Source organism: Isoptericola sp. NPDC019693 (assembly GCF_044389085.1).
Classification (GTDB): domain Bacteria; phylum Actinomycetota; class Actinomycetes; order Actinomycetales; family Cellulomonadaceae; genus Isoptericola.
Window position 1 is genome coordinate 487,354 of sequence record NZ_JBIRXP010000004.1, and the last position, 15,924, is coordinate 503,277.

The following is a 15,924-nucleotide window of genomic DNA, read 5'->3' on the forward strand; positions in this document are numbered from 1 at the left end:
CAGCGCGCGGCGACGACCTCAGTAGACGAGGTTCAGCAACCGGCTGGCGACGACGGCGGTGACCGTGGTCCAGCCGATGATCGCCACCGCCTGCCAGACGAGCACGCGGGCCTTGCCGACGCCGGACGCGACGAGCATCGAGGCGGTGAAGTGGGTGGGCAGCAGCAGCGGGCCCAGGAGGCTGACGCCGGGGACGCCGTAGCGCTCGTAGGCGCGCTGGAACTTCGCGCGGCGGGCGCTGCGGCGGTCGTCCGCCGGGGAGGAGGGGCCCGCGGTGGCCTGCGCGGGCCCGGAGCCCACCAGGACGGCGCTGCGCTGCCGGGTCTTGGCCCGACGGCGGTTCACGACGGCGTTGCGGGCGCCGGCGCTGGCCAGCACGACGGCGGCGACGGCGAGGAAGTTGCCGACCATCGCGGCGACGGCCGCGACGACGGGGTTGATCCCGCCGAGGATCCCGATGGTCGCGCCGCCCTCCCCCTCGATGAACGGCACCATCGCCGCGACGGCGACGATGAGCGGCTGGACCAGGTCGGGCACCTGGGCGACCAGGTCCTGGAACGTGGCGACGAGGTTCATGCGGTCCTCCGTAGGGGTGTCGAGCGGTGCGGGGTGATGTACCCAGTCCACCGGCGGTTCCGGCCGCCAGGTAGTGCTGCGCGTCACCGGTTCCCGTGCGGGCCTCCCGGACCGGGCATGACAGGTGTCATGCGCGGCGTCGGGAGCGCTGGTGGCCCGCGACCGTCCGCGCCACGATGACGTCATGCCCGGGCCCGCCGTCGTCGTCGAGATCGCGTGCGACGAGTCGGGGTTCTCCGGCACCAACCTGCTCGACCCGGCGTCGCCGGTGATCGCGCACGCGTCCGCGGACCTCACCCGGGACGAGGCGGCCGCCGTGCTGGCCACGCTCCGCTCGCGGTTTCACCACCGGGGTGCGACGGAGCACAAGGCCCACCTGCTGCTGCGGCCGGGGCAGCCGGAGGCGGTGGCGTGGTTCCTGTCCGAGCTGGCGGGCCGCTCGACGGTGCACGTCGTCCACAAGCGCGACCACGTCGCGGGCCGGGTGCTCGACCTGTTCACGGGCGAGCCGTCCTACCTCGACGGGACGCGCCTCGGCCGCGACCACGGCCGCGCCGCCGCCGTCCTGCGCGGGCGCACCGACGTCCTGGCGGCCTTCGTCGCGATGACGCACCTCAAGCACCGGCGTCGGCCGGACCCGGCCGCGGTCGACCGGTTCCTCGCCCTCGTCCCGGGCGTCGTGGCCGACGGCGTGCCCGGGCTCGCGGGGCTGTCCCGGCGCGACGTGGTCAGCGTGCTGGACCGCCTGCTCGACGGCGACCCGGCCGTCCCGCCGCCGCTCGAGCCGCTCGTGCCCGCGCTGGCCGAGACGGTGCTGCGGTGGAGCCGCGGCGGCCGCTCGGTCGCCGTCGTGCACGACGAGCAGAGCGCGCTGACGCCGCAGCGCACCGCCGTCCTGGCCGCGACCCTCGCGGCGGCGGTCTCGCCGGCTCCCCCGCCGCTCCTCGGCGTGCGGCAGGTGGACTCGCGGTGCGACCCGCGCGTGCAGGTGGTCGACCTCCTGGCGGGGTGGGCGCGGCGGACCGCGGGACCCGCGGCCTGACGCATCCGGCTCTGGTCCGTCAAGAGCGCCTCGGGCGACGACGGGGTGAAATTGGGGGTTGCGCTCCGGGAAACCGGTCCCCTACGGTCAAGAAACCGGTTGCTGTGATCTGTTCGTGACCAACGTGGGTCCCGGACAGCGGTCGTCCCGCCGCGCGGGAGGGCCCGGCACTGGCCCGCAGGTCCCGCGTTCGACGACGAAGGTGAGGCAGCAAGATGAGACGGACAGCAGCACGACGACTCCTGGCGGCGGGGGTGACGACCTCCCTGGCCGCCGCGATCGGAGTGACCGCTCTGGCTCTCCCGGGTGCCCAGGCGGCGGAGAGCGGCCCGACCGGGTTCGCCACCCAGAACGGCGGCACGACGGGCGGCGCCGGAGGCGCCGTGGTCCGGGCGACGACCGGCACCCAGATCCACGAGGCGCTGTGCAGCCGAGCGTCCGAGGACACCCCGATCACGATCCAGGTCGAGGGCACGATCAACCACGGCAACACCAGCAAGGTCTCGGGAGACAGCTGCAACACCGCGGACGGCGTGATCGAGCTCAAGCAGATCAGCAACGTCACGCTCGTCGGGGTCGGCAGCGGCGCCACGTTCGACCAGGTGGGCATCCACCTGCGCGAGGCCAGCAACATCATCATCCAGAACGTCACGGTCAAGAACGTCAAGAAGTCCGGGTCCCCGACGTCGAACGGCGGCGACGCGATCGGCATGGAGTCCGGCGTCTCGAACGTGTGGGCCGACCACGTGACGCTCGAGGCGTCCGGCGGGGAGTCCGAGGGCTACGACGGCCTCTTCGACATGAAGGGCGACACGACGTACGTGACGCTCTCGTACAGCATCCTGCGCGGCTCGGGCCGCGGCGGCCTCGTCGGGTCGGGCGACAGCGACCTCGGCAACGGGCCCGTCACCTACCACCACAACCTCTACGAGAACATCGACTCGCGCCTCCCCCTGCTGCGCGGGGCGACCGCCCACATCTACAACAACCACTACGTCGACATCCACGAGTCGGGCATCAATGCCCGCGCCGGCGGCAAGGCGAAGGTCGACAACAACTACTTCCAGGACTCGAAGGACGTGCTCGGCACGTTCTACACCGACCTGCCGGGCTACTGGCAGGTCGCCGGGAACACCTTCGACAACGTCACCTGGTCGGAGCCGGGCGAGGACAACAACCCCGCCGGCCCGAACCCGACGTCCACGACGACCGTCGGCATCCCCTACGACTACGCGCTCGACGACGCGGGGTGCGTGCCCGACGTCGTGGCGGCGACCGCCGGGGCGAACACGGGCCTCAAGGTGTCCGACGGCTCGTGCGAGGCGCAGACGCCGGAGCCCACCGACCCGCCCACCGAGGAGCCCACGGACCCGCCCACCGAGCCCACCGACCCGCCGACCGAGGAGCCGAGCGGGACCAACCTCAGCCTCGGCGCGGGCGCGGACGGCTCGAGCAAGGCCTCGGGCACCAGCTACGGCAACGTGGTCGACGGCGACCTCGGCACCTCCTGGTCGCCCTCGAGCAGCACCGGCCGCGTGTCGGTGAAGTGGGCCACCCCGCAGACGGTGGCGCAGGCCAGGGTCGTCGAGGCTCCCGGATCCGAAGGCACGATCACCGGCTACCGCATCGTCAACCACGACACCGGCGCCGTGCTGGCGACCGGCACCCGGGCCGGTGTCGTCAACCTGCCCACGACCACCCTGAGCAAGCTGAACCTCGAGATCACCAGCGCCTCCGGCACGCCGAAGGTCGCCGAGCTCGAGACCTACGCCGACCAGGGCTCGACCGACCCGACGGACCCGACCGACCCGACGGATCCCACCGACCCGACCGACCCCACCGACCCGGTGACGGGCGCGCCGGAGCCCGGACCGGGCGCCATCGTCGCGTCCCCGGACGGCACGGACTCCGCCGCCGGCACCGAGGCCGACCCGACGACGCTCCCCGCGGCCATCGCCGCGGTGGAGCCGGGCGGGCAGATCTTCCTGCGCGGCGGCCAGTACGACCTCGACGACACGGTGACCATCGAGCCGGGCAACGACGGCACGTCGTCGGCGCGCACCGTCCTGGCCGCCTACCCGGGCGAGAAGCCGGTGCTCGACTTCTCCGCCCAGGCCGAGGACTCCGCGAACCGCGGTCTCGCCATCGGCGGCAACTTCTGGCACGTGTACGGCATCACCGTCCAGAACTCGGGCGACAACGGGATCCTGCTCGGCGGTGACGACAACGTGATCGAGCGCGTCGTCACCCGCGGGAACGCCGACACCGGCCTGCAGATCGCCCGCCTGGTCGCGGGCGCGCCGAAGGCGGAGTGGCCGGCGCGAAACCTGGTGCTCTCCTCGGAGTCCTACGACAACGTCGACTCCGACGGCGAGGACGCGGACGGCTTCGCGGCCAAGCTGACGGTCGGCGAGGGCAACGTGTTCCGGGACTGCGTGTCCCACAACAACATCGACGACGGCTGGGACCTGTACGCCAAGTCCGACACGGGCCCCATCGGCGTGGTGACGATCGAGGACTCGCTCTCCTACGAGAACGGCACCCTGTCGGACGGCTCGCAGGCCGGCAGCGGCGACCGCAACGGCTACAAGCTGGGCGGCGAGGACATCCCGGTGGACCACGTCATCACGGGCAGCATCGCGTGGCACAACGGCAAGCACGGGCTCACGTACAACAGCAACCCGGGCTCGATCACGGTCAGCGACAACGTGAGCATCGGCAACGAGGAGCGCAACTTCAACTTCGACGAGGGCAGCCACCGGTTCAGCGGCAACGTCTCGTGCGACAGCGGCTCCAACGACCGGATCGTCGGCAGCGACGACGGCACCAACCAGTTCTGGTCCGGCTCCGACGGCGCCGCGTGCGGCGCCTACGCGGGCGACCTGGACTGGTCCTTCGCCGCGGACGGCTCGCTGGAGGTGACCTTCGGCTGAGCTGACCCGTCCCTGACGGCACGGTCGTGCCGTCGCCCCGACCCCGGCCGGCCCGTCGACCCCTCCGACGGGCCGGCCGGTCCCGTGCGCGGCCGTCCGCTCTGCGCACACCGTAGCGGACCCGTGGCATCCTGGCCACGTCCGTGACGTCGAGGCCAGGAGACACCAGATGAGCGCCGGTGCGGGCAGTCGTGGCAGGCCGTCGATCCTGGGGTCGATGGACGTGCCCGACAGCATCCGTGCCCGCGTCCTGGTGACGCTGCGGGAGGCGATGGTGGCGGGCGAGCTCGAGCCGGGCGCCATCTACTCGGCCCCGGCGCTCGCCCAGCGGCTGGGCGTCTCGGCCACCCCGGTGCGCGAGGCGATGATGGAGCTCACCCGGGAGGGACTGGTCGAGACGTTGCGCCACCGCGGCTACCGCGTGGTGGAGCTGAGCGACGTCGCGCTCGAGGAGATCCTGCAGGTCCGGGAGCTCATCGAGGCGCCGACCGTAGCGCGGGTCGCAGCCCTGGCGACCCCCGCCCAGGTGGAGGCCCTGCGCCCGCTCGCCGACCGCATCGACGCGACGGCGGCCGCCGGTGAGCTGCAGGAGTTCGTCGCGGCGGACACGGCCTTCCACACCCAGGTGCTGGCCCTGGCCGGGAACGAACGCCTGGTCGAGGAGGTCCGCCGGCTGCGCGGGATGTCGCGGCTGCTCGGGCTGCAGAGCCTGCACGAGCAGGGGCGCCTGGTGGCCACGATCCGGGAGCACCACGAGCTGCTCGACCTGCTGGAGGCGGGCGACGCGGCGGGCGCGGAGGCGTGGATGCGCCGGCACCTGCAGCATGTGCGCGACGTCTGGTCGGGGCAGGGAACGGCCGAGCCGTCCCGGGCCACGGCGGGCACCGCCGACGGCGCCCCCGCCGCCGGCTGACCCGGAGACGCCCTGCTCACGACACGGGAAGCCCTTGCGTCGCCTGACGGTGCAATTGTACGTTGCACCGCATTCGAGGCCCCCGACGTGGTGGGCCGGACGGGAGCAGGCACGTGACTTCGCAGCAGTCCACGGTCGGGAAACCGGCCACCAACATCCGGGTGCTGGTCGGCAGCCTCTCCGGCAGCGCGATCGAGTGGTTCGACTTCTTCCTCTACGCCACCGCGGCAGCCCTGATCTTCGACAAGCAGTTCTTCCCGACGGACGACCCGGCCGTCTCGCTGATGCTGTCGTACCTGTCGCTGTCGCTGACCTTCTTCATCCGCCCGTTCGGCGGCATCGTCTTCTCCCACATCGGCGACAAGATCGGCCGGAAGAAGACCCTGGTCATCACGCTCTCCCTCATGGGCGGCGCGACGATCGCCATCGGCCTGCTGCCCACGTACGCGCAGGTCGGCGTCCTCGCCCCCGTGCTGCTGATCCTCTGCCGCATCATCCAGGGCCTCGCCATCGGCGGTGAGTGGGGCGGTGCGCTGCTGCTCGCCTACGAGTACGCACCGAAGAACCGCCGCGGCTTCTTCGGCTCCGTGCCGCAGACCGGCGTCACCATCGGCATGCTCCTGTCGACGATCGCGTTCGCGCTGGTCAGCTCGCTGCCCACCGCGGCGTTCGAGAGCTGGGGCTGGCGGCTGCCGTTCATCGCCTCCGTGGTGCTCGTGTTCGTCGGGCTGTGGATCCGCAAGGGCCTCGCCGAGACCCCCGCCTTCCGCGAGGCCAAGGAGAGCGGCAACGTCGCCAAGCTCCCGATCAAGGACACGCTGCGCGACCACTGGCGCTCGGTGCTCGTCGCGGTCGGCGCCAAGGTCGTCGAGACCGGCCCGTTCTACATCTTCGCCACCTTCGTCGTGAGCTACGCGACCGGCACCCTCGGCATGCAGCAGTCCGTGGTGCTCAACGCCGTGAGCGCCGCCGCGTTCGTCAGCACCCTCGCGATCCTGGCGATGGGCCGGCTCTCGGACCGGCTGGGCCGCCCCGCCGTCTTCCTCGGCGGCACGGTGCTCATCGCCGTCTTCGCAGCACCGTTCTTCCTGCTGCTCGACCTGCGCGTGGACTGGGCCGTGTACGCCGCCGTCGTCCTCGGGCTGGGCATCGTGTGGCCGCCGGTGACGGCGACTCTCGGCACCCTGATGTCCGAGACCTTCACCACCCGCGTCCGGTACACCGGCGTCACGCTCGGCTACCAGATCGGCGCGGCGCTCGCCGGCGGCACCGCGCCCCTCCTCGCGACCTGGCTCCTCGCGCGGTTCGACGGCGCGTGGTGGCCGATCGCGGTGTACATGGTGGGCCTCGCGGCCGTCGCGCTCGTCGCCGTGTCCCTGTCGGGCCGGGTCGTGCGCCTCGAGCGGGCCCGGATCGAGGAGCGCGAGGCGCGCGAGGCGGTGGCCGCGTGACCGGGCTGCCGTTCGTCGACGCGGACGAGGTGCGCCGCCGCGTCGGGCCCGACGACGCCCGCCGGCTGGTCGAGCGGGCGTTGCGCGACGGGTTCGACCCCGCCGACGACCCGGCACGGTCGTCGGTGGCCGCCGGCGCGGGGCACCTGCTGCTCATGCCGTCGGTGCTGGGCGACTGGGCCGGGGTCAAGATCGCCTCCGTCGCGCCGGGCAACCCCGCTCGCGGGCTGCCGCGCATCCAGGCGACCTACCTGCTGCTCGACGCCGCCACCCTCACCCCGCGGCTGCAGGTCGACGGGTCGGCGCTCACGGAGCTGCGGACGCCCGCGACGTCGGCCGTCGCGGCGGACCACCTCGCCGCGCCGGACGCCCGCCGGCTGGTCGTCCTCGGCACCGGGCCGCAGGCCGTCGAGCACGCGGTCGCGATGGCGGCGGTGCGCGCGCTGGACGACGTTGCGCTCGTCGGCCGCGACCCGGGCCGCCTGGCGGGGGCCGTCGAGACGCTGGCCGCGCGGGGCCTCCCGGCCCGCGCCGGGAGCACGGCCGACGTCGCCGACGCCGACCTCGTGGTGTGCGCGACGTCGGCGGGCGAGCCCCTCTTCGACGGGGCCCTGGTGCGCGACGGCGCGTGCGTCGTGGCGATCGGCTCCCACGAGCCGGACCGGCGGGAGCTGGACGCCGGGCTCATGGGCCGGGCGCTCGTGGTCGTCGAGGACCGCGCGACCGCGATGCGCGAGTGCGGCGACGTCGTGCTCGCCGTCGAGGAGGGCGCGCTGAGCACGGGCGACCTGGTGCCCCTGGCCGACGTCGTGCGGGGGCACGCCCGGGCCACGGACCGGCCGAACGTCTTCAAGGGGTCGGGCATGTCGTGGCAGGACCTCGCCGTCGCGATCGGCGTCGCGGTCGCTGGCGAGGCCTGAGCGGGCCGTCGGGCGGGCCCTGCCGAGCAGGTCAGGCCCGGAGCCTCCGTGCCACGAGGCGGGCGGCGGCGCCGAGGAGCAGCAGCCCCAGCGCGAGCAGCGGGAGCAGCCCTCCGCCGAAGCCCGTCTCCGGCAGCGCTCCAGGGGTGTCCGGCTGCTGGGGCGTCCCCGGCTGGTCGGGAGTGGTCGGGCGGGCCGTGTTCGTGAGCGTGACGGTGTTCACGCGCCCGTCGTTCGCGTGGATCACGACCCAGCCGTCGTCGTCGGGCTCGAGCGGCTGACCGTCGATCGCCCAGCGCGGCGCGTCCCAGGTGGCGCCCTCCACGCCGGGCGGGTCGGCCTCGCGGATCTCGACCGTGGTGCCCAGCGGGACGTCGTCGGCGACGAACGGGTCACCGAGCACCAGGTCACCCGTCTGCACGGGGCCCTCGTCCACGCGGTACTCGACCGGGAAGGGGGTGCCGTCGGGCAGGTCGGTGCCCTCGACCAGCTTCTCCACGCGCAGGGTCGTGGTGGGGACGGCCGAGTTCGTCACCGTGAACGCGGTGGTGCCGGTGCCCTCGTCGATCGTCAGGCTGCTGCCCGGGGTCCAGGTCGGCACGGCCCAGGTCCAGCCGTCGGGCAGCAGGTCGTCGGACGGCGGCTCCTCGGTGACACGCACCGTCGTCCCGACCGGGAAGTCGCGGTCCGGGGCGGCGGCGGTCCCGTCGGTCGGCACGCGCAGCACGCCCTCGTCGGTGCTGCCGTCGGGCAGCGTCGCCGTCCAGGGGACGTCAAAGCCGTCCGCGCCCACGTCGCCCGGGTCGGCGCCCTCGATGGCCTTCGAGACCTCGAACGTGCCGTGCTCCACGTCGGCGGAGTTGGTGACGGTGACGGCGGCGGCCTCGCCGTCGCCCACCGTGATCTGCGACGGGGAGATCGTCGGGGTGCTCCACTCCCAGCCGGGCACGTCGGGGAGCGTCGGCTCCTCGAACGTCACCGTGGTGCCGGCCGGGAAGTCGATCGGGTCCCCGTCGGCGTCGGCCGGGGTCACCGGCTCGCCGTCCGGCGCCAGGGACGTGGAGCCGCTGGTCGTCGTCCCGTCCACGAAGGTCGCGGTCCACGCGACCGTGAACTCCAGGTCCTCCGGCACGTCCTCGCCGTCCGGCCCCTCGAGCGTCTTGGCCAGGGTGAACGAGCCGGTGGGCACGTGCCCCACGTTCGTCACCTCGAGGGCGATCGTCTCCCCGCCGGTGAGCTCCACGGGGTAGAAGCCGTCCTCGTCCGGGTCGGTGAGGGGCTCGCCGTCGACCGACAGGACCGGGTCCTGCCAGGTGATGCCCTCGTCGAACAGCGGCTCGGGCTCGCGCACCCACACGGTGGCGCCGTCGGGGATCGGCTCGCCGTCCAGGAGCGTCGAGACGGTCACGGGGTCGCCCACGGCGATCTCGCGCTGGCGGGCCTCCCGCGTCCCACCCGGCGGGTCGAACGTGTACTCGACCGAGAACTGCAGGTCCGGGTCCACCGGCCCGTCGACGTCGAGCACCTTGACCACGCTGAACCGCGCCTCGGCGGGCTCGGGGCTCTCGGCGAGGAGGAAGTTGGTGACCTGGTCCTCGACCACCTGGTTCTCGCGCTCGATGGTGATCGTCGTGCCCGGGCTCCACGACTCCGTGCCCCAGAAGGCACCGTCGGGCGGGACGCCCCGGTCCGTCTCCGCGACGGTGACCTGGGTGCCGACCGGGAACGTCACCGCCTCCCCCGCCTCGTCGACGGGGCCCTCCGGCTCGAACGTGCCGTCCTCCCGGGCGACGAGCTCGATGGTGCCGCGGCTCTCGATGCCCTCCGGGTCCACCGCCGTCCACCCCACGGTGACGGTGGTGCCGGCGTCCACGGGGACCGGGTCGTCCATCGTGGCGACCACGGTCTTGACGACCTCGAAGGTGCCACGGGTCCGTTCCGCCGCGTTCGTCACCGCCGCGCTCGCCACGCCGTCGCCCTCGTCCGTGATGGTGAGAGAGGACGGCGAGACGGACGTGCCGACCCAGTCCCAGCCGGGCACGTCGCCGGGCGGCTGCTCGTCGAACGTCACGACCGTGCCGACGGGGAAGGTGCTCAGGGTCCCGTCGACGTCTTGCGGGCGGACGGGGCTGCCGTCGGCGGGCAGGCGGAGCGTGCCGGTGCCGAGCACCTCGCCGGCTGGCGACGTCGCGGTCCAGTCGACCTGGAACGTCGTGCCGTCGGGGAGGTCGTCGGCGTCGATCCCGTCCAGCTCCTTGGACACCTCGAACGTGCCGTGCGGCTCGCCGCACGGCACCGTCCCGGCGAACAGGAACGAGTGCACCTCGCCGCCCCGCATCGTGACGTCCCGCCCGATCACCTGCCCGTCGAGCGGCGCGGCGTCGACCGTCACGTCGGCGTTCGGCGCGAAGACCGACCCGTCCATGCGCTCGCCGGTGTGGGCGACCGTCACGTCGCCGGTGACGGCCGACAGGTCCCACAGGATGTAGGGCGAGTACTGGCCCTGCGGGTCGACGCGCACCCCCTGCACCTCCGTGGTCCCGGCGGGCACACGGATGATCAGCGGGTTCTGCCGGCCGGGCACGGCGCTCCCCGCCGAGAACTGGAGGAGGTCGGCGCCCACGACGTCCTCGTACGCCACGACGTTGGGGCGGTCGGACGCGAGCGGCGACAGCACCTTGCGCGAGCCCACGTCCTCGGCGACCGTCACGTGGTTCGCGTCGTGGCCGTCCGGGTCGGTGATCGTCGCGAGGCACTGGGTGGACTCGTCCAGGGTCGCGTCCTGCGCGGCCTGCACGTACCCGGCCACGACGTCCTGCGTGTCACCGGTCTGCTCGGTGAAGATCGAGGTGTTGCCGCCCGTGGGCGGCTCCGCGTCCGCCGGGTAGGTCTGCGCGGTGGCGTCGATGAGCGGCGGGTTGCCGGCGACGGACTGCCGCACCCAGCCCTCGCCCCGCGCCTCCGTGCGGAACGGCCCGAGGTCGCGGTCCACCGTCTTGAGCGTGCCGACGTTCTCCGGGGTGGTCGCCCCGCGGCTGGTGACGTTCACCTGGCCGACGTTGCGCGTGGTGTCCGGGTCGAACCGCCCGATGAGGAGACGCGTCGGGTCGCCGTCCACCGTGGGGATCGTGTAGTCGGCGGTGCCGGCGGCCACGTGGATCACGGCCCACTGGGCGAGGGTCGTGTCCGTGAGGTTCCGCCCGGCGGCGAGCGAGCCCTCGAGCTCCTGGTTGGCCACGACCGCGTCACGCTGGGCGTAGACGGTGAACCCGCCCGCGGACGAGAACGGGTTGATGTCGCCCTCGGCCGCGGCGGCCGCCGGTGCCGTCGCCGTCTGGGCGCCGAGGCCGACCAGCCCACCCAGCGCGAGCGCGGCGGCCACGAGGCCGCTCGTCGTCCTGCGCCCCGCCGAACCACCCGTGCTTCTCAATGTGCCGCCCCCGAGACGTCGCGAACCTCGCGTACCTGGCGACACTCTAGGGACCGGGAACCCCGGGCGCAGCGTGGTCTCGCTCCCACGTTCGCGCAGGTGGCCGCCGCCCTGGCGCCGGGGGTTGAACGACCGGCGAACGCTCGGCGAACATCTCGGCCGATGACGCCGGACGGCCCCCCGCCGCGGCCATACTGCCGCTTGTGCACGACGAGATCGCCCACCTGGCCCGCCACGTCGCCCCGCGCCGGACCCGCGTCGCGTCGGTCGCCGACCTGGCGCAACCGGTGCTCGTCGTGGGCTCCACGCTGCCGGTCGGGCAGCTCGAGGTCATCTTCCGGCGCCCGGAGGTGAGCGCGGTGGCCGTGCAGGACGACGCCGCACCCGCCCGCACCGGCATCGTCACGCGCGCCGGCCTGACCGCGGCGCTCACGGGGCGGCTCGGGTACGGGCGCGCCGTCCTGGAACGGCGCCCGACGGGGGCGGTCGCGGACTGGTCGCCCCTCGTCGTCGAGCCGGGGACGTCGGTCGCGGACGCCGCGGGCCTCGCGATGGCACGCACCGCGGCCCGGCGGTACGACGACGTCCTCGTGAGCGGCCCCTCGGCCTGGGGCTCCGCGAGCACGGCGGACGTCATGCGGGCGGTCGTCGCCGAGCTGGCCGAGCGCTCCACCCACGACTCGCTGACGCGCCTGCCCGGCCGCCCCGCCACCTGGTACGCGCTGCGTCGCCGGTGCGCGCTGGTGCGCGGGGGCGGGACCCGGGTGGTGCTGGTGCTCCTCGACGTGCGGGAGATGGCGGCGATCAACGCCGGCCACGGGCAGGACGCCGGCGACGAGGTGCTCGCGGAGCTCGCCGTCCGGATCGGTGCGGCGCTGCCGGCCGGCTGCGAGGCGGGCCGGGTGGAGGGCGACGGCTTCGCGGTGCTGGCGACGCTACCGGCGATGGACGACATCCAGGCGGCGGCGTCCGCGGACGCCCTGCGGCAGCACGTTCTCGCGCACGTCGCGTCACCGTCCCCAGGGTTCGGTGCCCGCCCCTGGCCCGAGCTCCGCGCGGCGGCCGCGTGGTCCGTGGCCGGTGCGGCCGACGCGGACGAGCTCGTCGCCCAGGCCGAGCGGCGCCTGCGCAGGGAGCGTCGCGCGGCCGCGCTGGTCTGAGGCCCTGGCGCCATGGTCCCGGGCAGGGCAAAGCCCGCGGGCTGGAGGTCGAGCCTCCTGCCGTGCTGGACGAGGTCACGGCACCCGCGGGCTCCGGTGGTCGCGAGGAACTCGCTACCCGCCCGACGTTCTAGCGCGCGCGACTAGCGCGCGACCACCTCATGGGTCCGAAGAGTCTTCACTGCTCGGATCACCTCCCTTCTCATGTGCCGACGACGCTACGCCCGCCGTCGCGGGGAGGCCAAGGGTTTTCCTCAGGGTGAACTCGGCCCGGGGCACGAGGGCCTACGCGCGCCGCAGGTGCGCCCACTCGCCGGGGTAGTCGTCGAGCCACTGGGCGAGCGAGCGCGCCGGCCGGCCGACGAGCCGGCCGACGTCGTCGGACACGCGCGCCAGCTCGCCCGCGGCGATGGCGGTGTACGACGTCACCCACCCGTCGAGCTCGAACGGCTCCGCCCCGAACCCGGCGCGCGACGCGTACGCCTCCTCCTCGGTCTCCGGGTGGTAGGTGAGGTCGCGGCCGGCGGCGCGCCCGAGGGTGGCGGCCACCTCGTCGAGCGTGAGCGCCTGCGGCCCGGTGACCTCGTAGGTCGCGCCGTCGTGCCGGGCCGGTCGCTCGTCGAGGATGACGGCGGTGGCGACGTCCGCGACGTCGTCGTGCGACACGGCCGCGACGCGCCCGTCCGCCGCCGGGCCCCGGATCACGCCGTCGTGCCCGACGAACGTGCTCAGCGCGTGGAAGTACAGGTTGTCGCGCAGCACCGTCCAGCGCAGCCCGGTGCGCGCCGCGACCTCGGCGAGGTGCTGCTCGGTATGCCAGTGGTCGCGCGCGAACGTGAACACGGCGTCGGGCGCCGCGCCCGCGAAGGACGTGTAGACCAGGCGCTCGACGCCGGCGGCCGCCGCGGCGTCGATCATCGCGGTGTGCTGCGCGACCCGGTCCGGCGCCTCGCGCGCGCTCACGAGGAAGACGGTGCGCACGCCGTCGAACGCGGCGCGCATCGCGGCGGTGTCGCGGTACCCGTCCGCGACCGCGACCTCGGCGACCGGCAGCGGACGGCCGTCGCTGAGCCGCGGCGCCTGCGCCGGGGACCGCACGACCAGCCGCTGCCGGGCGCCCTCGGCCGCGAGCCGGAACGCCAGTCGTGACCCGAGCCGTCCGCTCGCGCCGGTGACGGCGATCAGCCCGTCCGCCGCCCATCTCGCCATGCTTCACGGTAGGCACGGATCGGGAAGAGGGCTCGGCGAGAGGTGAGAATGGGCCCGTGACCGCCACCCCGTACCGCGTGATGACCGTCTGCACCGGCAACATCTGCCGCTCCCCCATGGCCGAGATCGTGCTGCGCGACCGGCTCGAGGCCGCCGGCCTGGGGGACGCCGTCGTCGTGGACTCCTCCGGCGTGAGCGACGAGGAGCGCGGCAACCCCGTCGACAGCCGCGCCCGGCGCACGCTGGCGGCGCACGGCTACCCGACCGGCGACGGCCACCGCGCCCGCCAGGTGACCCGGGCGGATCTCGCCGACCACGACCTGGTGCTGCCCATGACGGCGCAGCACGCGCGCCGGCTGCGGCGCCTGGCCGACGGCGCCGCGGGCTCCCCGGGGCTCGCCGAGATCCGGATGTACCGGTCGTTCGACCCCGCGGCCCCCGTCGTGGAGCCGGGCGGCGACGAGCACGTGCTCGACGTGGACGACCCCTGGTACGGCGACGAGTCCGGGTTCGAGACCACCCTGGCGGAGGTCGAGGCGGCCGCGGACGGCGTCGTCGAGCACGTGCGGGCGCGGCTGGGCGGCTGACCCGGCTCGCGCAGGGCGGAAAAAGCCGGACGAGATGCTCTGGGCCGGGTGCGAGGATCGGGCCATGACGACTCCGCCCGCCCCGCTCACCGTCCGCCGCGCCCGCGAGGACGAGTGGCGCGAGACGCGCGACCTGCGCCTGGCGGCGCTGCAGGACCCGGCGGCGCCGGTGGCGTTCCTCGAGACGCACGAGGTCGCGGCCGCGCGGCCGGACGCGTTCTGGCAGGAGCGGGCGCGCGGCAACGCCACGAGCGACGCGGTGGCCGCGTTCGTCGCCGTCGACCCGGACGGCCGCTGGGTCGCCACGACGACCGGCCTGGTCGAGGAGCCGGGGGCGACCGACGTCCTGGGTGGCCCCGTCGAGCAGCGGCAGGTGCACCTCGTGGGCGTGTTCGTGCGGCCGGAGCACCGCGGAGCCGGCCTGCTGGCGCGGCTGTTCGACGGCGTGCAGGACTGGGCGCGCGACCTCGGCGTCGAGCGGGCCCGGCTCTGCGTGCACGTCGACAACCCGCGCGCGCAGGCCGCCTACCGCAAGCTGGGGTTCACCCCGTCGGGCGCGCGGTTCGTCCTGGAGCAGGGCGAGGAGCTGGAGCTGGTGCGGGCGCTGTGACCGTCCGCCGCGAGGGTCGCCCGCGGCCGAAGGTCCGGCGCCACCAGGCGGCCACGCCCGTCGGCTCCGGCGCGGCGGCGGGCGGCGGGGCGGGCACGTAGGCGGCGACCCAGCGGGAGAGCTCCCGCCACACGACGTCGCGCACCGCGGGCGCGGAGAGCGTGACGTCGTGCAGGGCGCCGTCGATCCTCACGAGGGTGACGTGGCTGCCCAGCGCGGGCACGCGCCGCGCGACGCCGTTCACCTCGAGCACGGAGTCGGTGGTCATCATCTCGGGGCTCCACCGCACCGGCGCCGTCGAGCGGGCCGACAGCAGCACCAGCACGGGCACGTCGATGCCCAGCCCGCGCGACACGCGCTCCTGCCCCTGGAAGATCGCCGCCAGCCACGCCGGGGTGGAGCGCCAGCCGGTGTCCGGCCGCCAGGCGGGGTCGACGGACCACGCGCCGTCGAACCGGTCGGAGATGCTGCGCGCGTAGAACCCGAGGTCCACGTTCACGAGCTGGCTGCGCGGGGCGAGCGCGGCCTGGGCGCGCACGCCCGGCTCCAGCACCCACCGCCCCACGCCACCCGTCTGGAACTCGAGCCAGGGGCTGTTGAGCACCAGCGCGTCGGCGCGTCCCGGGCGGTGCGACACCCAGAGGCTGAGCACCAGCCCGCCCGTGGAGTGGCCCATGAGCACCAGGCGGCGGTCCGAGGCGGCGTCCGGGCCGTGCCCGAGAGCGGCGAGGGCGGCCTCGATGTCCTCGTCGTACGTGGCCAGCGCCGTGACGAACCCGGGCGTCTGGTGCTCGCGCAGGCTGCGGCCGTACTTGCGCAGGTCGAGGGCGTAGAAGCGTGCCCCCTGCCGCTCCCAGAACGCCGCGAGGTGGGTCTGGAAGAAGTAGTCCACCCAGCCGTGCACGTACAGCACGTCGATGCCGGCGTCTCGCTCGGCGTCGTCGTCGACACCCGGCTCCACGGCCCTGCGCACGAGCGTCGCGACGACGTCGCCCTCGAAGTCGGGCTCCAGCGGCAGCGTGAGCCGCTCGAACCCGGGCAGCACGTCGGGCTCCCACGTGCTGCTCGTGCCGGCCTGCTCCACGACCCGAAC

12 protein-coding genes are annotated in these 15,924 nt (G+C 74.3%); 8 read left to right on the top strand and 4 right to left on the bottom strand.

The genetic code is table 11. The features are described 5' to 3' along the window. Nucleotides 1–18 precede the first annotated feature (18 nt). The gene (locus ACH436_RS14710; protein ID WP_430560931.1) at nucleotides 19–576 is read right to left on the bottom strand and encodes a small multidrug efflux protein; all 558 of its coding nucleotides are present in this window, start codon (nucleotides 574–576) and stop codon (nucleotides 19–21) included. 184 nt (nucleotides 577–760) lie between these two features. On the opposite strand from ACH436_RS14710, the gene ACH436_RS14715 reads away from it, so the two are divergent. The 5 genes from ACH436_RS14715 to ACH436_RS14735 all read left to right on the top strand — a co-directional run bounded on the left by ACH436_RS14715 (nucleotide 761) and on the right by ACH436_RS14735 (nucleotide 7,835). Then, complete coding sequence (locus tag ACH436_RS14715; protein ID WP_430560932.1) at nucleotides 761–1,618, top strand: hypothetical protein; 858 nt, start codon at nucleotides 761–763, stop codon at nucleotides 1,616–1,618. Nucleotides 1,619–1,833: 215 nt separating this feature from the next. Then, complete coding sequence (locus tag ACH436_RS14720) at nucleotides 1,834–4,551, top strand: polysaccharide lyase family 1 protein (RefSeq protein WP_430560933.1); 2,718 nt, start codon at nucleotides 1,834–1,836, stop codon at nucleotides 4,549–4,551. A gap of 217 nt (nucleotides 4,552–4,768) precedes the next feature. Then, nucleotides 4,769–5,464 carry a GntR family transcriptional regulator gene (locus tag ACH436_RS14725; RefSeq protein ID WP_430560934.1) on the top strand — a complete coding sequence of 232 codons (696 nt, stop codon included), beginning with the start codon at nucleotides 4,769–4,771 and terminating at the stop codon, nucleotides 5,462–5,464. 113 nt (nucleotides 5,465–5,577) lie between these two features. Next, nucleotides 5,578–6,915 carry an MFS transporter gene (locus tag ACH436_RS14730; protein WP_430560935.1) on the top strand — a complete coding sequence of 446 codons (1,338 nt, stop codon included), beginning with the start codon at nucleotides 5,578–5,580 and terminating at the stop codon, nucleotides 6,913–6,915. Beyond that, nucleotides 6,912–7,835 (top strand): ornithine cyclodeaminase family protein, encoded by a 924-nt coding sequence (locus tag ACH436_RS14735; protein ID WP_430560936.1) that lies wholly within the window; start codon nucleotides 6,912–6,914, stop codon nucleotides 7,833–7,835. The genes ACH436_RS14730 and ACH436_RS14735 overlap by 4 nt, the downstream gene beginning before the upstream one ends. A 31-nt stretch (nucleotides 7,836–7,866) precedes the next feature. Here ACH436_RS14735 and ACH436_RS14740 read toward each other — a convergent pair whose 3' ends face one another. After that, nucleotides 7,867–11,217, bottom strand: coding sequence for a DUF5979 domain-containing protein (locus ACH436_RS14740; protein WP_430560937.1), 3,351 nt, complete (start codon nucleotides 11,215–11,217; stop codon nucleotides 7,867–7,869). Nucleotides 11,218–11,468: 251 nt separating this feature from the next. Between ACH436_RS14740 and ACH436_RS14745 the strand changes: the two genes are divergently transcribed. After that, a complete protein-coding gene (locus tag ACH436_RS14745; RefSeq protein WP_430560938.1) occupies nucleotides 11,469–12,425 on the top strand; it encodes a diguanylate cyclase domain-containing protein in 957 nt (318 codons plus the stop codon). Nucleotides 12,426–12,710: 285 nt separating this feature from the next. Here the strand turns inward: ACH436_RS14745 and ACH436_RS14750 are convergent, their stop codons facing one another. After that, entirely contained in the window at nucleotides 12,711–13,634 is a 924-nt protein-coding gene (locus ACH436_RS14750; RefSeq protein WP_430560939.1) for an SDR family oxidoreductase, read from the bottom strand. A gap of 80 nt (nucleotides 13,635–13,714) precedes the next feature. On the opposite strand from ACH436_RS14750, the gene ACH436_RS14755 reads away from it, so the two are divergent. Next, nucleotides 13,715–14,221 carry a low molecular weight protein-tyrosine-phosphatase gene (locus ACH436_RS14755; protein WP_430561031.1) on the top strand — a complete coding sequence of 169 codons (507 nt, stop codon included), beginning with the start codon at nucleotides 13,715–13,717 and terminating at the stop codon, nucleotides 14,219–14,221. Nucleotides 14,222–14,285: 64 nt separating this feature from the next. Further along, entirely contained in the window at nucleotides 14,286–14,831 is a 546-nt protein-coding gene (locus tag ACH436_RS14760; protein WP_430560940.1) for a GNAT family N-acetyltransferase, read from the top strand. Here the strand turns inward: ACH436_RS14760 and ACH436_RS14765 are convergent. Further along, entirely contained in the window at nucleotides 14,764–15,915 is a 1,152-nt protein-coding gene (locus ACH436_RS14765) for an alpha/beta hydrolase (protein WP_430560941.1), read from the bottom strand. The genes ACH436_RS14760 and ACH436_RS14765 overlap by 68 nt on opposite strands. Between the last annotated feature and the right edge of the window lie 9 nt (nucleotides 15,916–15,924).